Source organism: Sphingobacterium sp. 18053 (assembly GCF_902706145.1).
In the GTDB taxonomy this organism is placed as follows: domain Bacteria; phylum Bacteroidota; class Bacteroidia; order Sphingobacteriales; family Sphingobacteriaceae; genus Sphingobacterium; species Sphingobacterium paramultivorum.
In genome coordinates this window covers 25,011-45,427 of the sequence record NZ_CACSJW010000003.1, presented here as the reverse complement: position 1 = coordinate 45,427, position 20,417 = coordinate 25,011, and the positions used below count along the sequence as shown (strand labels likewise).

20 protein-coding genes are annotated in these 20,417 nt (G+C 39.5%); 7 read left to right on the top strand and 13 right to left on the bottom strand.

The features are described 5' to 3' along the window. The first annotated feature begins 94 nt into the window (after positions 1-94). Together GVK91_RS07300 and GVK91_RS07295 are read left to right on the top strand one after the other, a co-directional pair. Positions 95-478, top strand: coding sequence for a hypothetical protein (locus GVK91_RS07300; RefSeq protein ID WP_088162243.1), 384 nt, complete (start codon positions 95-97; stop codon positions 476-478). Positions 479-527: 49 nt separating this feature from the next. Then, positions 528-1,748 (top strand): tetratricopeptide repeat protein, encoded by a 1,221-nt coding sequence (locus GVK91_RS07295; protein ID WP_159727646.1) that lies wholly within the window; start codon positions 528-530, stop codon positions 1,746-1,748. A 55-nt stretch (positions 1,749-1,803) separates the two neighbouring features. Here the strand turns inward: GVK91_RS07295 and GVK91_RS07290 are convergent, their stop codons facing one another. Together GVK91_RS07290 and GVK91_RS07285 are read right to left on the bottom strand one after the other, a co-directional pair. Continuing rightward, complete coding sequence (locus GVK91_RS07290; protein WP_075993419.1) at positions 1,804-2,643, bottom strand: prephenate dehydrogenase; 840 nt, start codon at positions 2,641-2,643, stop codon at positions 1,804-1,806. A gap of 131 nt (positions 2,644-2,774) precedes the next feature. Continuing rightward, positions 2,775-3,935 (bottom strand): pyridoxal phosphate-dependent aminotransferase, encoded by a 1,161-nt coding sequence (locus GVK91_RS07285; RefSeq protein WP_120332598.1) that lies wholly within the window; start codon positions 3,933-3,935, stop codon positions 2,775-2,777. 265 nt (positions 3,936-4,200) lie between these two features. Here GVK91_RS07285 and GVK91_RS07280 point away from each other — a divergent pair, with 265 nt between their 5' ends. From GVK91_RS07280 to GVK91_RS07265, 4 genes are all read left to right on the top strand, one after another. Continuing rightward, complete coding sequence (locus GVK91_RS07280) at positions 4,201-6,024, top strand: ABC transporter ATP-binding protein (protein ID WP_159727644.1); 1,824 nt, start codon at positions 4,201-4,203, stop codon at positions 6,022-6,024. A gap of 103 nt (positions 6,025-6,127) precedes the next feature. Further along, complete coding sequence (mqnE, locus tag GVK91_RS07275) at positions 6,128-7,327, top strand: aminofutalosine synthase MqnE (RefSeq protein WP_153845840.1); 1,200 nt, start codon at positions 6,128-6,130, stop codon at positions 7,325-7,327. A 13-nt stretch (positions 7,328-7,340) separates the two neighbouring features. Further along, positions 7,341-7,967, top strand: coding sequence for a histidine phosphatase family protein (locus tag GVK91_RS07270; RefSeq protein WP_153845841.1), 627 nt, complete (start codon positions 7,341-7,343; stop codon positions 7,965-7,967). Further along, the gene (locus GVK91_RS07265) at positions 7,960-8,688 is read left to right on the top strand and encodes a menaquinone biosynthetic enzyme MqnA/MqnD family protein (RefSeq protein ID WP_159727642.1); all 729 of its coding nucleotides are present in this window, start codon (positions 7,960-7,962) and stop codon (positions 8,686-8,688) included. Before GVK91_RS07270 ends, GVK91_RS07265 begins: the two co-directional genes overlap by 8 nt. A gap of 505 nt (positions 8,689-9,193) precedes the next feature. On the opposite strand, the gene GVK91_RS07260 is transcribed toward GVK91_RS07265, so the two are convergent. The 6 genes from GVK91_RS07260 to GVK91_RS07235 form a co-directional block, all read right to left on the bottom strand. Beyond that, positions 9,194-10,447: a DEAD/DEAH box helicase gene (locus tag GVK91_RS07260; RefSeq protein WP_235032795.1), complete on the bottom strand. Its 1,254-nt coding sequence runs from the start codon at positions 10,445-10,447 to the stop codon at positions 9,194-9,196. A gap of 237 nt (positions 10,448-10,684) precedes the next feature. Further along, entirely contained in the window at positions 10,685-11,731 is a 1,047-nt protein-coding gene (asnA, locus tag GVK91_RS07255; protein ID WP_227550166.1) for an aspartate--ammonia ligase, read from the bottom strand. A gap of 253 nt (positions 11,732-11,984) precedes the next feature. After that, positions 11,985-12,311 carry an iron-sulfur cluster assembly accessory protein gene (locus tag GVK91_RS07250; RefSeq protein ID WP_153845844.1) on the bottom strand — a complete coding sequence of 109 codons (327 nt, stop codon included), beginning with the start codon at positions 12,309-12,311 and terminating at the stop codon, positions 11,985-11,987. Positions 12,312-12,392: 81 nt separating this feature from the next. Then, positions 12,393-13,571 carry a cysteine desulfurase family protein gene (locus GVK91_RS07245; RefSeq protein ID WP_235032789.1) on the bottom strand — a complete coding sequence of 393 codons (1,179 nt, stop codon included), beginning with the start codon at positions 13,569-13,571 and terminating at the stop codon, positions 12,393-12,395. A gap of 26 nt (positions 13,572-13,597) precedes the next feature. Continuing rightward, positions 13,598-14,023: a DUF983 domain-containing protein gene (locus GVK91_RS07240; protein ID WP_046675442.1), complete on the bottom strand. Its 426-nt coding sequence runs from the start codon at positions 14,021-14,023 to the stop codon at positions 13,598-13,600. 2 nt (positions 14,024-14,025) lie between these two features. Further along, positions 14,026-14,892: an AraC family transcriptional regulator gene (locus GVK91_RS07235; RefSeq protein WP_153845846.1), complete on the bottom strand. Its 867-nt coding sequence runs from the start codon at positions 14,890-14,892 to the stop codon at positions 14,026-14,028. 143 nt (positions 14,893-15,035) lie between these two features. On the opposite strand from GVK91_RS07235, the gene GVK91_RS07230 reads away from it, so the two are divergent. Beyond that, entirely contained in the window at positions 15,036-15,893 is an 858-nt protein-coding gene (locus tag GVK91_RS07230; protein ID WP_153845847.1) for a mechanosensitive ion channel family protein, read from the top strand. Here GVK91_RS07230 and GVK91_RS27360 read toward each other — a convergent pair. The 5 genes from GVK91_RS27360 to GVK91_RS07210 all read right to left on the bottom strand — a co-directional run bounded on the left by GVK91_RS27360 (position 15,890) and on the right by GVK91_RS07210 (position 20,414). Continuing rightward, on the bottom strand, positions 15,890-16,048 hold the full coding sequence (locus GVK91_RS27360; protein ID WP_182331205.1) for a hypothetical protein: 159 nt from the start codon (positions 16,046-16,048) through the stop codon (positions 15,890-15,892). The two genes, GVK91_RS07230 and GVK91_RS27360, sit on opposite strands and share 4 nt — an antisense overlap. Beyond that, a complete protein-coding gene (locus GVK91_RS07225) occupies positions 16,045-17,019 on the bottom strand; it encodes a D-glycerate dehydrogenase (protein ID WP_153845848.1) in 975 nt (324 codons plus the stop codon). The genes GVK91_RS27360 and GVK91_RS07225 overlap by 4 nt, the downstream gene beginning before the upstream one ends. A gap of 153 nt (positions 17,020-17,172) precedes the next feature. Continuing rightward, a complete protein-coding gene (locus GVK91_RS07220) occupies positions 17,173-18,603 on the bottom strand; it encodes a serine hydrolase (protein WP_159727638.1) in 1,431 nt (476 codons plus the stop codon). Positions 18,604-18,634: 31 nt separating this feature from the next. Next, positions 18,635-19,375, bottom strand: a complete 741-nt coding sequence (locus tag GVK91_RS07215) for a LytTR family DNA-binding domain-containing protein (RefSeq protein ID WP_153845850.1) — start codon at positions 19,373-19,375, stop codon at positions 18,635-18,637. Then, positions 19,368-20,414, bottom strand: coding sequence for a sensor histidine kinase (locus GVK91_RS07210; RefSeq protein ID WP_153845851.1), 1,047 nt, complete (start codon positions 20,412-20,414; stop codon positions 19,368-19,370). The genes GVK91_RS07215 and GVK91_RS07210 overlap by 8 nt, the downstream gene beginning before the upstream one ends. Positions 20,415-20,417 lie beyond the last annotated feature (3 nt).

Sequence of the window (20,417 nt, the reverse complement as noted above, 5' to 3'; positions counted from 1 at the left end):
ACGTCGAATACAAAAGGCCCACAATTATTTTGTGGGCCTTTTTTTGTTTTTTAATAAAAACTTAATAATTTTAGGTGATCTAATTGTCAACCTGATGTTGCATAAATTAATTTGTCTGGAAAATTTACAGATCGGTACTGTCCATTTTTCTGCTTTTGTTGTTAATTTGGATGGTGGAAATACGGGCTTTGCTTTATTTATTAACCAAGAAAATGACCCAATCTTTATTTTTCGAAAAGAAAAGAAAAATGAGGTATCTTTCCATGTAAATGAAGAGCAATTCTTTTGGATTGTAAAAAACAGCCAGTTTACACCAGGAGAACGTCAAGACTTTTTTGCTGAATTTGTTGAATTCCTGCGTTTGATGGAAGAGAAGGTTTCCAATTATGTTTTCAAAAAGGAAAAATTAATCAAATTTACAAATTCGAGGGATATTGTCCGCTATAAATACTTATACCTGACAGGTGAAATTAGTTGATAAGAATACCCGAATAGGGTACTTGATCTACCGTTAGATTTCTTTTGTAATGAAATTTAGCTTAGTTTTGGGTATGAAGCATATGTTTTCAAATCTAGCTGTCATTCTACAAAACAATACTTTTGTGGAATCAGATTTTACACTGCCAGTACCCGTACTTCTTGCTAAGTTTTCTTTTTTACCTATTTCATCATTTTTTCCGGAAGCGAGCTTATCTTTTTCCGCTGATTGGCTAGATACGATCCAACAGAGCGGGCTTAAATCTACGTTGGAAGGATTTAATGTCGGAATCGGTGGCGATGGCAATCCTGTCGCTTTACTTGAGCAGGCGATTGCTTTGACTCATCATGCACTTGCCTATAGCTATTTAGGTCTTTATTATTTTAAAATAGCAGCCTATGACCAAGCTATTGCAACATTTACAAGCGCAATCGAACAGTATAAAGAGGAGCCATTTTTTTATGCGAGCCGTTGTTTAGTTTATCGACTCATCGATGAAGACGAAGGTGCTTTCTATGATTATCAGATTGCCAAGAGACTGGATTTTAATTACCATAGTGTATTGGAATGGGCGGAGAATCAAGCTGAACTCACTTACTTTGAGGCCGATAATTTGGTTATTCAAGAGCTGGAATCGAAGCCAAAGCAGCTGAGTACTGACGAAATAAATTCATTGGGACTTGAATATGTTCATTGCTATAGCTATCTAAAAGCAATCGGTCTTTATTCTGCTGCTATTGCGGAATCCGACAATAAGGATAGCAATCTGTTTGTTTTTAGAGGAAGTTTGTACCTGAAATTGACCTGTTTTGAGTTGGCATTGTCTGATTTCAATCAGGCTATTGCTCTTGATGAGAATCGTTCTGCCGCCTATATATTTCGCGCTAAAGTGTTTGAATCCTATCGTAATTACCAAAGTGCCCTGGAAGACTATGCCAAAGCGGAGGAAATAGATCGTGATTCATCGATCGTATACGAAGAAAGGGCATCTTTGTTTGAGCGATTGGGAAATTTTGAGGAAGCATTATTGGATTTTGACCGCCTTGTTACGCTCAATCCGGAAGATTTTTATGTGTATTCATTACGGGCCGATTTGAATGAAAAGTTGGAGGATTTACCAGGCGCACTGGCAGATTACTCGAAAGCGATCGATTTGAATCCATATTATTCTGATCTGTATTCTTACCGGGCAGCAATTCGCGAAAAATTGGGTGATCCTATAGGTGCAAAAGCCGACTTGGATAAATTCAATGAATTGGAAGATGAATAAAAAAAGTCCACCAAAAGGTGGACTTTTATACCTGCTGCTCTAACTAGAGCACCCTTTACTTAATGATCCTTTTTATCTTATTGGAACGGGTAATAAGTTTGTGCAATTTGTCATAATCCTCTGTGGCAATAGAATCGTGCAGGGATTGAAGCTGCTTGATATGTTCTTCGAGTACTTCGAGTACATTTTCGCGATTTTGCTTGAAAATAGGTGTCCACATATCGGGCGAACTTTTGGCCAGACGTACTGTAGATTCAAATCCCGAGCCCGCTAGCTCAAAGATACGTCCCTGAGATTTCTCTTTTTCCAATACCGTTAAGGCGAGGGCGAAAGAGGTCAGGTGAGAGATGTGTGATACATAAGCAGTGTGTACATCATGTTCGTCCGCATTCATAAAACAGCTGCGCATCTCCAATTGGTCGGTGATGGCATCCGCGATCTCGAAAGCATCCTCATCAGTTTTAAATGCTTCGACATACACCATCATCTTGCCTTTGAATAAGCCCGGTATTGCAGCCTCAGGCCCCGAATACTCGGTTCCGGCCATGGGATGGGCTGCAACGTAACGCCCCCGGTTAGGGTGATCCTTGATTTTGTTGAGAATATTTGTTTTTGTCGATCCCATGTCAATGACGACCTGATCTGTAACCAGATCCAAGATTTGAGGAACAACATGTAAAATGGCATCGACAGGAATTGTGAGCACCAATACTTTACAGCTCTTAATCGCATCTTCTAAGCTTGCTGTTTCGTCAATGAAGCCGATATGCATCGCTTTATCTAAGTTCTTTTGACTCTTATCTACACCGATTATTTTGTCGCAGAATTTTGTTTCTTTTAGGCGAATGGCAACTGAGCCGCCGATCAAGCCTACGCCTACAATGGCAATGTTCATATGTAAACAATTATATTAAGCGTATTTTTGTTCAAATGTTATACACCGAACACTTTATACCCTGGTTGTTTGTCGATCAATTATTCTATCGATAATTTCAAAGCGATTAAGCTGTCGAGATATCGAATGTCTTAGAAATTATCTTTAATGCGCTGGATTGATTCTTTGAGCACCTCTACTGTTGCACAGAGACTGATGCGTATATATTGATCGCCTTTGTCTCCGAAAATTCCACCCGGTGTAATAAATACCCGTGATTTGTCCAAAACAGCATCGCTTAGCGCATAACCATCCTTATATTTTTCAGGGATGCGTGCCCATACAAATAGACCTACTTGGTCCTTTTGATAAGAACAGTCCAGTAAATCCATAATTTCATACACCTGTTGACGTCTTTCAGCGTAAATTTTGTTTAGATCAGCATACCAGGAGGCATCAAGTTGTAAGGCTTTTGCCGCAGCCAGCTGAACAGGTAAAAACATACCTGAGTCCATGTTGCTTTTGAAACGGAGTACTTGGTTTATACGTTCTTCGGCACCCACGAGCACACCAATTCGCCATCCCGCCATATTGGAAGACTTGCTCAGCGAATTCAATTCAATGGCCACATCTTTCGCGCCAGGGATACTCATAATGCTTCTTGGCGTATCTGTCAAAATAAAGCTATACGGATTATCGTGGCAAATCAGGATATTATACTCTTTGGCAAATTGAATCAGCTCTTGATAAAATGCATCGGGTGCCGAGGCACCTGTTGGCATATGAGGATAGTTTATCCACATCAGTTTAACCTTTGACAAGTCTTGTTTTTTGAGCTCATTTAGATCGATAAGCCAATTTTTCTCTTGTGTAAGATTATAGGTAATCGCTTCAGCACCACTCAATCTCACTGCAGCAGCATAAGCTGGGTAGCCAGGATTGGGTATAAGCGCTTGGTCTCCTTCCTGTAGATAGGTCATACAGATGTGCACAATACCCTCTTTTGACCCTATTAAGGGTAATATTTCTGTATTTGGATTAAAAGTCGCGTTATAATAACGTTGATACCAATCTGCAACGGCTTGTCGTAGGGCGGGGGCGCCTTTATAATTTTGATAGCCATGCACATTTGGAAGTTGGGCATTCGTATTTAATGTCTCGATCACCTCCGGGTGTGGGGGCAAGTCTGGACTTCCAATTCCTAGGTTGATTACACGCGCACCCTGTTTGTTTAACTCATCTATTTCCCTTAATTTTTTGGAGAAATAATATTCTTCAGTGTGCTGCAATCTTTTGGCAACGTCTATTTGCATTTTATTTTAATAAATTTGGTATTTGAATAAGGCTAAATTAGGGAATTATCTATTAAAAGGAGATTTTTTTATCGATTTTTCAAGCAAAACAAGCTGGATGCTTTAGTCTTGAGATGCAACAATTTTATAGTCCCTTACCAGGATATGTGCTTTTCTTGATTAATTTGTTATTTTTGTTCAATTTCCTCGTCAAAAATCTGAAAGGTAGAGGAGAGACCGACGAATGACTTTTCGTATAAAGGTAATTTGTCTTAGTTCAAAATAAATGAAAACATATTTTAGGCTCTTATCGTTTGCTAAACCCATTGAGAAATTTGCAATCCCCTATGTAATTTGCACGCTGATCACGGTTATATTTAGCACCTTGAATTTAGCATTGCTTGCTCCATTACTCCATACACTTTTTAACGCTGGTAAAGAGACCGCCGAGGCCGTAAAGCCAGAGGCTTATACAGACATTCTCGCGTGGTTTAATTACTATGCCAGTGTTGCTAATAGCCAGTTTGGAGCCTATGGTGCATTGAAATACGTCTGTATTGTTATTGTGATCTCTGTATTTATCAGTAATCTATTTCGTTATTTTTGTCAGCGTATTATGGAGAATTTTCGCATTCATACCCTGCTCAAATTGCGTAGAGCGGTGTTTGATAATGTGATGGATCTGCATGTTGGCTATTTTACGGGGCAACGAAAAGGAGATATTGTTTCTAAAGTCGCGTCAGATGTGCAGGTTGTTCAGTATTCTGTTACAGGGACATTGCAGGTGGTTTTTAAGGAACCTTTGCAATTGATCGCGTATATCGTGATGCTGTTTAATATTTCTCCAAAATTGACTTTTTTCTCCCTTTTGGTTATTCCTATATCTGGATTTTTTATTGCAAGAATCGTTAAGAATCTTAAAAGTCAGGCGCATGCCGCACAGGAGTCCTATGGAAATATGATTTCTTATTTGGACGAAGCATTATCTGGGATTAAAATTATCAAAGCTTTCAATGCGGTCTCCTTTATTAAGAACAGATTTCATAATGAGAACGAACGTTATGCGAATATCGGCCGTGCTATGGCTAAAAGACAACAGTTAAGCTCGCCTGTTTCTGAGCTACTGGGTGTCATTATGGTCGCAATTATTCTTTTATATGGCGGTCATTTGGTGCTTTCAGGTGACAAGGGGTTAACTGCACCGGAATTTATCGCCTATATCGCTATTTTTTCGCAGGTGATGCGTCCGGCAAAGGCGTTAACAGATTCTTTTAGCGGTATCCACAATGGTCTTGCTGCAGGTGAAAGGGTATTGGAGCTTATTGATGAAAAGACGGAAGTGAAAGATCGCGCCGACGCGAAACTTGTGAAAAGCTTTGAGAGGAATATCGTATTTAACCAGGTCAATTTTTCGTACAGCAAAGATAAAGAGATTCTCCAGAACATCGATTTGACTATAGAAAAAGGAAAAGTCGTTGCATTGGTAGGGCCTTCAGGTGGTGGAAAATCAACTTTGGTTGATTTGATTCCACGCTTTATGGACGTCACTGGAGGGCAAATTTTGTTTGATGGTACTGATTTACGGGATTTAAACCAGGATTCTTTACGGGACATGATCGGTGTCGTCAATCAGGAGTCCATTTTGTTTAATGATACGATTTTCAATAATATAGCATTTGCTAATCTTTCTGCCAGCCAGGAAGAGGTTGAAGCCGCTGCACGGATTGCCAATGCGCATGAATTTATTTTGAAAACAGAACATGGTTATCAGACCAACATTGGTGATCGGGGCGGTAAATTATCGGGTGGCCAACGCCAGCGGATCTGTATCGCACGGGCAGTCTTAAAGAATCCACCGATCATGCTTCTTGATGAGGCGACTTCTGCGCTAGATACCGAATCTGAAAAATTGGTACAGGACTCATTATATAAATTAATGGACAATAGAACAACGGTTGTCATTGCCCACCGCTTAAGTACCATTCAGAATGCGGATATAATAGTGGTTATTGAAGCCGGAAAGATTGTAGAAGTAGGTAGCCATAGTGAGCTGATACAACGTGAAGGATTATACCGCAAATTAATCGAGATGCAACAATTTACAGATTAGCTTTCTTTTCTAAGAGGTTTGTCAAATTAGTTGTTGTCACATTTTTTATTATAACTTTTGTTGCCTTTTCGGTACATTTGATTTAAGATAGGAGATACATTTAATGAACGCAATAGATAAATTGAATTTCTTGATAAACGACAAAAACTTAGCTGTCGAATGGAGAGATATAGCGGAGAAAGTTTTGCGAGAGGAGCGTATCACTTTTGAGGAAGGAGTGCTTTTATATGAAAAAGGTGAGCTAGGCTATCTTGGTGTGCTTGCTAACTATATTCGTGAGAAACGCCATGGAGATCATACTTTTTTCAATCGTAATTTTCACATTGAGCCGACTAATGTTTGTGTCTATGACTGTAAGTTCTGTTCGTATTCCAGGTTAATAAAAGAACGAGCAGAAGGTTGGGAGATGGAAGTTGACGGCATGATGGATATTGTCAAAAAATATGACAATGAGGCTGTTACTGAAGTTCATATCACTGGAGGGGTTGTTCCTAAACAAAACCTCGAATTTTATGCTGATTTCTTTCGCAAATGTAAGGCGCATCGCCCCGAGCTGCATATTAAAGGACTTACACCTGTAGAGTATTACTATATTTTTAAGAAGGCAAAATTAAGCCATTACGATGGCCTGAAGTATTTGCAATCTTGCGGCTTGGATTCCATGCCGGGTGGGGGAGCAGAAATTTTTCATCCAGAAGTCAGAGAACAGATTGCACATGATAAATGTACCGCCGAACAATGGTTGGATATTCATGAGCAAGCGCATAAGCTGGGAATGCATACCAATGCCACAATGCTGTATGGTCATATTGAGCAGTTTTGGCATCGTGTAGATCACATGGAGCGCCTAAGACAGCTGCAGGATAAGACTGGCGGTTTTCAGACCTTTATTCCTTTAAAATTTAGAAATAAGGAGAACCAAATGTCCCATATTCCCGAGGTATCCGTTATCGAAGACCTAAGGAATTATGCGATCGCTCGAATTTACATGGATAATTTTGATCATATTAAAGCTTATTGGGCAATGATATCGAGAGATACGGCCCAGTTGTCCTTGGCTTTTGGGGTCGATGATATCGATGGAACACTGGATGATACGACAAAAATATATAGCATGGCAGGAGCAGAAGAGCAAAAACCGGGGATGACCACACAAGAGGTTGTCGAGCTGATAAAAAATGTTGGACGCCATCCGATAGAAAGAGATACCCTCTACAATGTGGTGACCGATTATAATGATTTTGTTTTTGATCAAGGTGATCAAAAGAAAAGCTATTATGCATTACCTGTTGTCAATTCATAACTCATATCGCACGTTGAAAAAGACATTTTATTTTATACGACACGGACAGACTGATCTAAATTTAAAAGGTATTGTGCAGGGACGGGGTGTTAATTCCCCGCTCAATAAGATGGGCATAGCCCAAGCTCAGGCTTTCTTTGATCGCTATAAGACGGTGCCTTTTGATAAGATATATACCTCCACTTTATTGCGTACGCATCAAACTGTACAGGGATTTCTTGACTTGGATTTACCTTGGGAACAGCTTGTTGGTTTGGATGAAATAAGCTGGGGAGTTTATGAAGGAAAAGAACAGACACCAGAGTTGCTAACTGGTTTTGAAAAATTGGTCGCAGCATGGCGCAACGGAGAATTGGATGTCAGTATTGAAAACGGAGAGTCTCCTTATGAATTGATGGCTCGTCAACAAGTCGCCTTGGATCATATGCTCGCTCGGACAGATGAAAAAAACATATTAGTCTGTATGCACGGTCGTGCTTTACGGATTATGCTTTGTCTAATGACAGGTGTCGATGCCCGTTATATGGATGATTTCCCGCATACAAATACTGCTTTATATAAATTGCTGTATGATAATGGTCAATTTGAGATTGTGGACCATTACAATACCGCACACTTAGAAGCATTGATAAATGAATAAAATTAGAGTTTCTGCCGTATCGTATACCAATACTTATCCATTTTTGAATGGAATACGTAAATCGAAAGTGATGGAGCAAATCGACTTGAGCGTTGATTATCCAAGTGCCTGTGCACAGAAAGTAATCGATGATCAAGCTGATATCGGTATTATACCGACAGCTGCCTTATTAAGTCTTCCCGAGTATTATATTAATACCGATTTTTGTATCGGCACAGAAGGTGCTGTCGATTCTGTCTTTATTTTTGCCAATAAGCCTATTGAAGAGGTAAAAACTTTACGTTTAGATAAGCAATCGCGCACGTCAAATGGTTTAGCACGTGTATTGATTAAAAATTATTGGAAAAAGGATGTAGAATTGATCACTGATGAATCTATAGAGCCAGATGCCTATGTTCTAATTGGGGATCGTACTTTCGGTAAGAAGAATGCAGTACCCTATGTTTATGATTTGGGGGAAGAGTGGTTTAACTTCACCGGATTACCTTTCGCTTTTGCCTTATGGGTAAGTAACAAAAAACTTCCCGAATCTTTTGTGGAGCAATTTAATGAAGCTTTAGCATATGGCGTTGAACATGCAACCGATGTGATAGCCGGTCTCCCAGAATTTGAGGACTTTGATTATACCAAATATCTGACACAGCATCTTAATTTCCATTTGACAGATAAGAAACGCGAAGCTGTGCAGTTGTATCTCCGGTATTTAAAAGAATTGGATTAACCTGGGTCGCTTGACCTGAACAGGACCCACATACCCTAAAAAATTTTAAATCAGAATTGTCAGGTAAGCCTTACACGGTAGTGTGAAGGCTTACCTGACAATTGATCCCCCGGGGGCACTACCCGCCTGATAAATTTCCTTTATTTCTTGCTTTTGTTTATAACGACTTCGGTAAGGCGTATAACTCCGATTACACCATGTTTGGAATTAAAAGGGTGACAGTACTCTTTTTACAGGGTATTAACAGGGGGTTAATAGGGGTATACCCCTGTTAACCCCCTGTTATACCCCTACTAACCCCCTGTAATACCCCTGTTAGAATCAAACATGATATTAACCAAGAGTTAATCAGGTTCCTATAAAAAAAAACACTCATTGAGTGGTTTTTATATCAACTTATTTAAACGACAATGCAGGTCTCCTTATGTATTGGAATCACAGTTTGATGATGGATCTGACCTTCGCCAGCGAAATAGGTAAGGAGGATCTCTTGGAGTGTAAAGAACTAGGTACGTCCAATTTTTACTTTACGCCCTTTGATTTTTTGCCCACTAGCCTTATTGATAATAACGGAAGCAAGCTTTCTTTTAACGGCAACATAAGCTACCTTATCTTTCACTTCTATTATACCGATGTCGTCTTTTTCAACACCTTCCAAATGCAGGAGAAAACCTACGATGTCAATTTTATTGACTTTATCTTTTCGTCCAGCACTGATATAAAGTGTGGCGAAAGGTGAATTTTCCGGAAGATCATAGTATTCGGGAAATTCCTCTTCAGGTATTTCTTCCGCTATATAGGGATAGGCTTCTTCAGGCTTTAAGATGACATAGACATCACCCTTTGCCTGCATACGCGCAGTACGTCCATTGCGATGAATAAAGCCATCTTCTTTATGCGGCAGCTGGTAATGAATAATGGCATCAACTTCGGGGATATCCAGCCCTCTTGCAGCCAGATCGGTCGTGATCAAAACATTGTTGGAATGATTACGGAATTTGAGAAGCGCCAGCTCACGATCTTGCTGTTCAAGTCCGCCATGAAAGGTGTCGTGAATAATATTGCGATTGTCCAGCAGTTCGCTGATGTGATCTACTGCATCGCGATGATTACAGAAAATAATCATTTTTTTCGTCCCGATCTTGCAGATGAGTTTTAGCAATGCCTCCAATTTCTTTTGAACAGGAGCAACGACCTTTTTTATTGTAATGCGGGGTATGTTCTGTGAGTTATTCAGAAAATCAACAAGAATAGGCTCCTTTATCTGTGTAAATGGCGGGATCACATCCATCATTGTTGCAGAAGTCAATATCCGTGATCTGATGGCCGGTATATGTCGAATAATGAAATCCATTTGATGCTGAAATCCCAGTTCCAACGATTTATCAAATTCATCTAACACAAGGGTGTGGATACTGGTTGGATCAAAATTTCCTTCTTCGATATGTTGTTTTATACGTCCTGGAGTTCCTATAATAATTGCGGGAGCATCCTTGAATTCATTTTTTTCGATATGGGTACTATGACCGCCATAGGCACAGGTGACTTTGTGACCTGTGGCCACCTTGCGTAGCACTTGCTCTATCTGTAAGGCAAGTTCGCGGGTTGGCACTAAAATCAGTACTTGAACCTCCCGAACGATTTCCCTCAATTGCTCTAAAATGAGCAATGAAAAGGCCAAGGTTTTGCCAGATCCTGTGGGTGAAAGTAAGATGAAATCATGGTCTTTTTGATATGATTCCACTACTTTTTCTTGCATCTCATTTAAGGATGAAATGCCTAATTTATTTAAAATAGCTTCTAGCTGCATTTAGCAAAAATACAAAATACCGCTATCTTGAAAGGAACAAACTAGAATGAAAATTTTTTAGGCATTTTATACCTAAAAAAACAAGGTAATCGGTCTATAAAAGATGATTACCTTGCGCTGATTTGTATCGATATACTGGAAAACGTGGTATAGTTGCCGCGTTATTAATTCTTAATAAGTATTGTTTTATAAGATATCAATACCTTCTTGTCTTAGCGTTTCTTTTTTGTCCTCTTCCCAGATACTGACTTGGACTTCTCCAATATGTTGTTTCTTGAGCATAAACATACAGACACGTGATTGTCCGATCCCACCGCCCATAGATTCCGGTAATTGATCATTAAGAAGCATGCTATGGAAAGTCAGTTTGGATTTTTCAGTACAATTTCTGATTTCCATTTGATGTGCCAAGGCTGTTTTATCGACGCGGATTCCCATGGAAGAAAGTTCAAACGCTGAATTTAAGATCGGGTTCCATACGAGAATATCGCCGTTCAATCCTTTGTGCCCAGCCTCATTGGCAGTGCTCCAGTCGTCGTAGTCCGCTGCGCGTCCATCGTGTGCAACACCATTGCTCAGTGCCCCTCCGATACCATATAAAAACACAGCTCCATATTCTTTTGTGATTGTATTTTCACGTTCCTTTGCACTTAGATTAGGATATTTTTGCAGTAGTTCTTCAGCCGAAATGAATGTAATGGTTTCTGGAAGAATCGCTTTTATCTGTGGATATTTGCTTTCAACCTGTTGTTCTGTAAATCGTAACGCATCGTAAATTTTTAATACGGTTTCTTTCAGTAAGGCCAAATTACGTTGATCTTTATCGATTACTTTTTCCCAATCCCATTGGTCTACATAGATCGAGTGAATAGGGGTGTAATCTTCATCAGGACGCAGTGCTTTCATGTCTGTCACAATGCCTTCCCCAGGTAACATTTCAAGCTCTTTTAAACGGACTCTTTTCCATTTTGCCAATGAATGTACCACGACAGCCCTTTTTTCATTCAATGATTTAATCGGAAATGATACGGGACGCTCAATTCCATTTAAGTCATCGTTTAATCCTGTGCCGTCTAAAACCACCAATGGTGATGAGATCGGAATTAAATTTAATGCTTTCTTTAGTTGTTGGACAAATGTATCTTTAACGAAGCTGATAGCAACTTCGGTACTTAAAAGTTTTCTTCCCTCCATATGAGTCAAATGAAATACCATACATGGATTGATATGCATGGTTTTATTTTTTTATTCAGTTATTTCATACAAAAGTATGAAAATATCATTGGTTAATCTGTTTGGTTGTGATTTTTAATATTTATCCATTAAAAAGTTGAAAAAATAAAAAAATTCCAACAAAATGAAGGTAGGTCAATATTTAATTATAAAACTAATAATTTGTTGGTGCAACCAAAAGTGTTTGGTTACTTACCAAAAGAGCCCTGAAATATTTCAGGGCTCTTTTGTTTATGGTGGATCGATTGATTGATTAAACGGAGAAGCTTTCGCCACATGCACAGGTCCGGCTCGCATTCGGGTTGTGGAATTCAAAACCCTTTCCGTCCAAACCATCGGAATAATCCAATTCTGTGCCTGCTAGGTATAAAAATGATTTTATATCCAAACAGACCTTCACGCCTTTATCTTCGAAGAATTGATCACCTTTTTTTTCTTCGTTATCGAAGTTCAGCTTATAACTCAAGCCCGAACAACCGCCACTTTCCACAGCAACACGCACAAAGTAATTGCTGTCATATTGCTCATCCTTCATGATTTCCTCGATACGAGATTTGGCTTTGTCAGTAACTGTAATCATAGTAATATCCTTTGTATGACACAAAGATACATACAATCTTGTTATATTTCGTCTGTTATAAAGTTTTTAGAATGTCATAAATTAATCGATCAGGCCAGCTTTGAAAAGCTGCCAGATGGGGGATTGATCGCGGATTTTACGAACGGCTTCTGTGATCAATTGGGCACAACGTATAATATCCTCTTGAGTCGTAAATATGCTTAAGCTAAAGCGAATGGCCGATAATGCGTCTTCTTTGGAAATGCCCATAGCCATTAAAACATGGGAAGGTTCCCTGGATCCGGTCACACAGGCCGAGCCCGAGGAAAGCGCCAATGCAGGGCAGGTAGTCATTATTTCGCTGGCCAGTATATGTTTAAAACTAATGTAACTGGTATTTGGTAGGCGGGGTACATTTTTTCCATGAATGATGATTTCAGGAATGGCACTTAAAATTTCTTCCAATAGATTGCGGTTTTGTTCGACCGTATTATAAGATGTTGGCTTAATCAGAGACATGGCTTTTCCAAAGCCGACGATAGTTGGCACGTTGTATGTCCCGCCTCTAAATCCGCCTTCCTGACCACCACCCACAATTAGTGGGGTAATTTGAATCGGCTTTGATTTTCGACGAATGTATAAGGCGCCGATTCCCTTTGGTCCATGAAGTTTATGCGCACTCAGGCATAAGAGGTCGATAGGGATTTTTTGTAGATCAATGTCGATTTTTCCAACAGCCTGCGTTGCATCACAGAAGAACAAGATATCTTTCTCTGTACAAATAGTAGCAATTTGTGCTAGCGATGTACATACCCCTGTCTCGTTATTAGCGGCCATAATGCAAACGAGTATGGTCTGTGCACTCATCGCATTTTTCAAGTCGTCTATATTGATCATTCCTTGTGCATCGACGGGGAGATAGGTGATCTGTGCTCCTTTTTTCGTCAATTGTTCACAGCAACTTAAGACAGCCTTGTGTTCTGTTGAAACGGTGATAATATGATTCCCCTTGGATTGATATTTGTCAAATATGCCACAGATTACGGTATTAATACTTTCTGTTGCACCTGAATTGAAAAATAGTTCTTTCGGTGAGCAATTCAGCACTTCAGCTATTTGTCCTCTGGCAAGTTGGATGGCAGCGTTGGCTTCACGCCCCATTTGGTGATAGGCACTCGATGCGTTCGCATAGTTTTGGATGAAGTAGGGAGTCATGGTATCCCATACTTCATCCAAAATTCGAGTTGTTGCGTTGTTGTCCAAATAAATGATATCCTTCATCAGGATAAAGATAAGGATAATGAAGGTTATGCTGAAGCCTTCACATCAACTTCCTTTTTTTTGACATTCGGATCATATCTTAAGCCCGGAGTTAACCAATACATCAGTATGATACGGGAATAGCGGTAGTTGAATGGCGACATTAAAACAACGCTCATGATAGCAACTGTTGCATAAAGTATAAAAGAAGAATCATTGCCTGTTAGGATATAGGTTGCCATACAGGCAGTAACCATTTCGGCGATGGAGAACGCATAGGTAACATACATAGCACCATAAAAATAACCTGGCTCACGTTCGTAACGAAGTCCACAGTATTCGCAATGGCTATTCATTTTTTGTACTTTCAGACCGTATGCAGGCCCTTGGTACACATGGCCGATTCTGCATCTTGGACATTTTGCTTGCCATGCGGCTTTAAATTCAGATAATTCGTATTTAACCTCTTCCATAGTTATAGTTGTTTTCTGAACTCTTCTGGTGTGAGCCCAGCGGATTTTTTGAAAAATTTAGTAAAGTATGAGTTGTCCTTAAATTGCAGCTCATCTGCAATTTCGGTAATATTTAAATTTCTATTGACCAGCAGCCGCTTCGCTTCAAGGACAATGCGGTTCCGGATGATTTCTCCCGCAGATTGTCCAATATAGGATTTGCAGATTGCATTCAGATGATTGGGCGTAATAAATAACTGATCTGCGTACACACTGGGCAATTTGGTAGACTTGAATTGCTGTTCAACCAATTGCTGAAAACTATTGAATATTTTGTGATTATATGGCGTACTGTGTTCTTGATGATCCTTTTCTGTAGCAATCGATATATATAATATAAACTGCAATAAAAGTGTACGGATATAGTCTTCTGGTAATCGTTCCGCTTTTGCAGATAAGATTTGATCGAGAATAGCCGTCGCCTGGGGTCGATATTGTTCAGCTAAAACAAATATCAGATGTTCAATTTTACCCTGTAAAAAGCTAAAGCGCTCCAGGTAATCGGTCCGTAAGAGAAAAGACTGAAAGTAATCAATGGAAAAATTGACAACATAACCATCTTCGTCACCTGTAAAGTTCCAGGTATGAACCTGGCCCGGTACCATAAAATAGATTTGATAAGGTTCAATGTTGTAATGATTGAAATCGATAATGTGTTCCCCTGAGCCTTTAGTGAATAGTACAAAATGAAAAAAATTATGTTTGTGAGGAAACACCATATCCTGATGCTTGATGATATATTCTTTTAGATCATCAATATGAATCGTTGTATTATTGTTGAGATCAATACTACAACTATCAATGATAGGAATGGTGTTTTTTCTATTCATACAGCAAAATTACACTAAATATTCTTTTAATAGTGGTGTTTATTTGTTCTTTTGTGGTATTTTTCAATGATTTTGATCTTTTGATAGTGCGTGGGCGATGTTGGGACAATCCTTGTGTCTAAAATTTTAAAATATATTTATAAATGGAAAGTAATTTGAATAGCCTAGAAACGAGATTTGGGCGTTTGACAGACATTGTGATTGAGTCTATTCCGGGGATTATAGGGGGGATTATCCTATTGATTCTTGGTAAATATGTGATTGGTTTTGTGGACCGATTATTACATAAACGTTTTGAAAGGAAAAATGTGGATCCTTCGATCCGGGCTTTTATCTCTAGCATCGTCAAGATTGTCATGTGGGTGATGTTGCTTCTTACTGTAGCCAGCCAGATTGGGATTCAGACAACCTCGTTTATCGCTGCATTGTCTGCTTTTGGATTGGCTGTTGGTATGGCACTTCAGGGCAGCTTGAGCAATTTTGCTGGCGGAGTGCTCATATTGATGTTTAGGCCTTTTGAAGTGGGAGATTCAATTTCGAGCGCAAATGGTACCGCAGGTACGGTAGAAAGGATTGATATCTTGTATTCTACTTTAATAGGGGATGATGGGGTACGTGTTTTTAGTCCTAATGGCCCCTTGGCTAATTCGGTTATCAAAAATTATACGAAAATTGTGCAACGGATGTTTGAATATACCATCAGTATCTCGTATGATAAAAACGTGAAAGAAGCGAAAGATATCATATTAAGGGTTCTCCGTTCGAATGAGAATGTGTTGACAACTCCGGAGCCAACTGTTTTCATCAAAGAATTGGGAGATAGTGCCATGGTATTGACCGTTCGTGCCTGGACGAAAAGAGAGCATTATGTCGCTGCTCGAAACTCGATGCAGGAAAAGATTATGTTGGAGCTGGAAAGGAACGATATTAGTTTGTCTTCCAATCCGACGCAGATTAGCATTGTTTCAAATTCAAGTGACCAAGGAACTGCAAAAGCTTAGTCCTGGTTCGTTTCCAATGCATGTATAAGGACAAAGTACCTGTAGGCAATGATAGCCTGCTGGTACTTTTTTAATTTTAACGGATCCATCTTACCGTATTTTGGTAAGATGGCTTTATTTAAGCTGTTTAAAAGCTGAAAAAATCTTCGTTTCATTGATATACTTCTTTATTGATAATTTGTGGCATTTTTTCGCCTTTGATTGCTGCCAGTACATTGCTGGCGGCCATAAGTGCCATATTATCCCTTGTTTCTACGGTGGCAGAGCCGATGTGCGGCAGGATACAAACATTTTCCATCGTTAAGAGTGGGTTTTTTGGATCCATCGGCTCCGGGTCTGTTACATCAAGCCCGGCTCCCCATAATTGGCCAGTCTGCAGGGCTTCTGTTAGATCCAATTCATTGACCAATCCGCCCCTAGCAGTATTCACTAATATAGCGGAGTTTTTCATGCGCGTAAACGTATTTTTGTCAAACCGGTTTTTAGTCTCCGCAGTCAAAGCTGCATGGATTGAAAGTACATCGCTCCGCGTGAGCAGATCGTCGAAATTAACATATCGTGCGCCAAGAATTTGTTCAGCTTCCTCATTACGGCTCCGATTGTAATAGATAATTTCCATGTTATAAGCTGCTTTGGCTTTTCTGGCGAATTCAAAGCCAATTCGTCCCAGTCCATAGATGCCCAGTGTTTTGTTATTGAGCTCGACGCCTAGGTTTGCAGTGGGATCAAAACCTTTCCATTCGCCCTGCAAAATTCTTTTGTGGTTGAAAAATGCTTTCCGCGATACCGATAGCATCAAGAGGAAAGCAACATCTGCTGTTGCTCCCGAAAGAATGCCTGGTGTATTGCTTACGGGTATTCCATGCTGTGTAGCGGCTGAGATATCCACATTGTCATAGCCGACGCTCATGAGAGATAGGGCTTTTAGGTTGGGGCAGTTTTGAAAAAAATTAGCATCAAACTTTTGCATCCCACCGTTAAGGACGTAGTCGGCCTGTTGGCTAGCTTTGATAAGCTCCGTTTCGGATAGGGGGGTACTTGAATCGTGTATAGAAATGTCGTGCCCTGCAGATTTTAATAGATCTATGCCTTTTTGTGGAATTTTTTTAGTGATAAATATCTTCATGTAAATAGATGCTGTTTAGCTTGTTGTCGGTTGATTCCTCTGAATCCATTTGTTTTATAGTATCTTCAAAATTAATGATCACTCATCGCTATTACAACAAAAAAAGCCATATTGTTGTTTCAATATGGCTCATTATTCCTTGTTTTTTGAACTTTACTTTTTACGGAGTAGGTAATCCAAGATAGCTTTACCCGTGTCATCGGTAGAGATGGCTGAATTGGACAAGATGACTACGCCACTTTTTTTGTCGGGCGATAAGGCTAGATAGGAGCTGCTTCCAGCAGTTCCGCCATTGTGCCAATAAACCGTTAGGTCGTCAATCAAATTCATATGCCATGCGAGTCCCAGATCTGTGTCTGGGGGTAGAAAAAATGTAAATAACCGGGTATTTGCCATCGCATTTTCCAAGGGAGTCTGTGGCATCTTGAATTGTGCATTCGCAAATTTAAGCAGATCCTCCAGAGTCGATTTTAATCCGCCAGCGGGACCGAAAGCGTCAAACGCCCAAGGAATTACTTCTTGGCCTTCTTTGTTGTATACTTTAAAAGTATCTTTTCTCTTAGGGTCTAATACTTGAAAGGTATTACTCATTTCAAGTGGTTTACAGATGATATCTTTTACAAGCTGATCATAACTTTTTTTATAGATACTGCATATAATGTCTCCTAATACGGCGTAACCAAGGTTGCTGTACTCATATTCTTCACCTGGATTTTTTTTATTTTTAAAGCTTGCGAGGTAATTATAAAGTGCTTTTTTGTCGTATGTTTTGTAGGGGTCGTTTTCGTTAAATCCTTTGACTTTGTCAAGATTGTCAGGAAGCCTAGGTAAGCCAGAGGTATGATTGGCCAGCATTTGAAACGTTATTTTCGAAAGCTCTTCATTTTTCTTGAGTGTATCAGGAAGAAATAGCGCTATAGGCTGATCTAACGTTATCGTTCCTTCTTCGACAAGATTTGACAAAAGTATAGCCGTAAAAACTTTGCTCAGTGAACCGATCTCATAAATAGACGTTTTTGTAGGCGGAGTTTGGTTGCCTTTGGCCGTCTCACCGTAGAAATAGGTTTTGGTTTGTCCATTTTTTAGAATGCCAATGGCAAGTGATTGCGTATTTTGTTGTTTCAAATAGGCATTTGCAACCGAATCGACAAAAAGGTCGTCGTTATCGACTGATTTCTGTGTGGCAGGTACCACAATAGTTTTTTCCACTTGAGGCTTTATTGCCAAAGGAGTGAATTTTAATGTATTGAATTTTAGACTTGTATCTGTTGCAAAAAGAACCTCATACGATTTGCTGTCGAAGTCCATCTGATAGGTTGCAAGCCCTTTTTCAAATTCTTTTATCGTTGAGCTTTTTACTCTTCCTAGGGGATAGAGCTCCTGTAGTACTTGGGTGAATTTGGCTAGGCTAAATTGTTGTTTGAAGGAATTACTGGCCAAATTATAGGCAGAGTCTGTCATCTGGGAATTGATAAAAAATTCCAGCCTATTATAAACTCCTCTGTTGACCTGTTCCTCAGGATTCGTTTGGGCAAAGGAGTAAGATGTGATGCCCAGCAATACTATTGTAATAAAATGTTTCATAACTATTGATGGGCACAAATCTACGGAATGTTTAAATTCCAATCAATTGTTTTAATCGTGCATAGCCTGATTTACTGATATTGAGCTTTTCGCCCGATGTCAGTGCAGCAATATAAGAATCCTTTTCATAAGGTTCCAATTTGGCCAACTGATCCACTTTAATGATAAAAGAACGGTGTATGCGGACAAATTGATTTGGATCCAAAGATTTTTCAAAAAATGCCATTGTTTTATTTTTCAGGTACATGCCATCTTTGGTATGAATTTTAACATAATCATCATAAGACTCCAGATATTTGACTGTATCAATCGGAATAATCTTGATCTGGGTGCCTGTTTTTACAACAATACGGTCGATTTTTGTTTCGTCTTGCGCCGTAAGTACTTCGTAGTTGGGTTGGACTTTTTTCTCAGGTGCGGAGTAGCTTGTTCTGAATTTTTCTAAAGCTTTTTTGAATCGTGTTGGTGATACCGGTTTTAATAGATAATCCAGGGCGTTCTTTTCGAAAGCTTTCAAGGCGTATTCGTCAAAAGCGGTCGTAAAGATGACTGCAGGAGGATCGTCAACGAGTTCAAGCATTTCAAATCCGGTCAATTTGGGCATTTGTACGTCCAAAAAAATTAAATCCGGTTCGTGCGCATGGATAGCCTTAACAGCTTCAAAGCCATCACCGCATTCTGCCATGATGGATATATCGTCTTCATTTTTTAGGTAACCCGCAATAATGGAGCGTGCAAGGGGTTCATCATCGATAATAACGACTTTAATCATATTGAGGTATTTTTAGGGTGCTAATAAATATGTTGTCCTGAATTTGAGTTTCCAGTAGATCATTTCTTCCATACAGGAGATATAATCTGCGCTGAATGCTCGATAGCCCAAATCCGGTGCCTTTTTTCGGTTTTGACTGTTCTTCGCTGTCGAAGGGGTTGGTAATCTGAATCAGCAGCTGACCATCATTCGAATGGCATTTTATTTTAATTTCTACTTGATCCGTTACATTGTATAAGCCGTGTTTAATCGCATTTTCTACCAGTGGCTGAATAATCATGGCTGGTAATCTATTGTTGAAAATTTCTTCTGAGGAAGAGATGGATGTATTTAGTCGATGACCGAAGCGTACTTTTTCAATATCGAGATAAAGTTGAAGGTGATCGAGCTCTTCTTCAAGCGTGATAATTTGATTGTTTTCTTTTCTTAATGTTCCTCTTAAAAAGTCCGATAGTTGGAATGTCATGTTTCGGGCTTCATCCGGATTGGCACCAATAAGTGCTATAATGGAGTTGAGGCTATTGAATAGGAAATGAGGTTGTAACTGTTGTCTTAAATTATACAGTTCGGCTTCCCGAAGTAAATTTTCGGATTCCTGCTTCCGCTTGATATTGTTGATGTTGTCTTCCTGAATATTCCAAACGATATTGATAATGGCAACAGAAGTCAAAATGAGGAAGTTAACGATACCCCGATAGGGTAATGTTAAATCCAGCAAAGGGGTAAAGGTCGATTGGATAAAGTAACTCATCAAGAATCGGCTTAATGCGATGCTTATTGCGCCCATGATTAAACCGATGATGAGTACTTTCCAAATCTCCCGGGGTTGTGGGGTATAGAAATTGAGTGCTGATGACATGCCATAACAGCAAAACATCATAACAATACTGTTTATGAATGAATCTTTGAATGCGAGTTGTTGGTCAAAACCAGAACGAAGCATCAATAGGTATTGTAATGCAAGATATCCAATAAATACGGATATGCAGATAATGCCAATTAATCGACTTTTAACACTGAGGAACAGCTTACTTTTCATCTA

Excerpts from the sequence above, each read along its gene's own strand:
- GVK91_RS07300 (WP_088162243.1), top strand. The coding sequence starts at position 95 with ATGTTGCATAAATTAATTTGTCTGGAAAATTTACAGATCGGTACTGTC.
- GVK91_RS07295 (WP_159727646.1), top strand. The coding sequence starts at position 528 with ATGAAATTTAGCTTAGTTTTGGGTATGAAGCATATGTTTTCAAATCTA.
- GVK91_RS07290 (WP_075993419.1), bottom strand. The coding sequence starts at position 2,643 with ATGAACATTGCCATTGTAGGCGTAGGCTTGATCGGCGGCTCAGTTGCC.
- GVK91_RS07285 (WP_120332598.1), bottom strand. The coding sequence starts at position 3,935 with ATGCAAATAGACGTTGCCAAAAGATTGCAGCACACTGAAGAATATTAT.
- GVK91_RS07280 (WP_159727644.1), top strand. The coding sequence starts at position 4,201 with ATGAAAACATATTTTAGGCTCTTATCGTTTGCTAAACCCATTGAGAAA.
- mqnE (WP_153845840.1), top strand. The coding sequence starts at position 6,128 with ATGAACGCAATAGATAAATTGAATTTCTTGATAAACGACAAAAACTTA.
- GVK91_RS07265 (WP_159727642.1), top strand. The coding sequence starts at position 7,960 with ATGAATAAAATTAGAGTTTCTGCCGTATCGTATACCAATACTTATCCA.
- GVK91_RS07260 (WP_235032795.1), bottom strand. The coding sequence starts at position 10,447 with ATGCAAGAAAAAGTAGTGGAATCATATCAAAAAGACCATGATTTCATC.
- asnA (WP_227550166.1), bottom strand. The coding sequence starts at position 11,731 with ATGCATATCAATCCATGTATGGTATTTCATTTGACTCATATGGAGGGA.
- GVK91_RS07250 (WP_153845844.1), bottom strand. The coding sequence starts at position 12,311 with ATGATTACAGTTACTGACAAAGCCAAATCTCGTATCGAGGAAATCATG.
- GVK91_RS07245 (WP_235032789.1), bottom strand. The coding sequence starts at position 13,571 with ATGAAGGATATCATTTATTTGGACAACAACGCAACAACTCGAATTTTG.
- GVK91_RS07240 (WP_046675442.1), bottom strand. The coding sequence starts at position 14,023 with ATGGAAGAGGTTAAATACGAATTATCTGAATTTAAAGCCGCATGGCAA.
- GVK91_RS07235 (WP_153845846.1), bottom strand. The coding sequence starts at position 14,892 with ATGAATAGAAAAAACACCATTCCTATCATTGATAGTTGTAGTATTGAT.
- GVK91_RS07230 (WP_153845847.1), top strand. The coding sequence starts at position 15,036 with ATGGAAAGTAATTTGAATAGCCTAGAAACGAGATTTGGGCGTTTGACA.
- GVK91_RS27360 (WP_182331205.1), bottom strand. The coding sequence starts at position 16,048 with ATGAAACGAAGATTTTTTCAGCTTTTAAACAGCTTAAATAAAGCCATC.
- GVK91_RS07225 (WP_153845848.1), bottom strand. The coding sequence starts at position 17,019 with ATGAAGATATTTATCACTAAAAAAATTCCACAAAAAGGCATAGATCTA.
- GVK91_RS07220 (WP_159727638.1), bottom strand. The coding sequence starts at position 18,603 with ATGAAACATTTTATTACAATAGTATTGCTGGGCATCACATCTTACTCC.
- GVK91_RS07215 (WP_153845850.1), bottom strand. The coding sequence starts at position 19,375 with ATGATTAAAGTCGTTATTATCGATGATGAACCCCTTGCACGCTCCATT.
- GVK91_RS07210 (WP_153845851.1), bottom strand. The coding sequence starts at position 20,414 with ATGAAAAGTAAGCTGTTCCTCAGTGTTAAAAGTCGATTAATTGGCATT.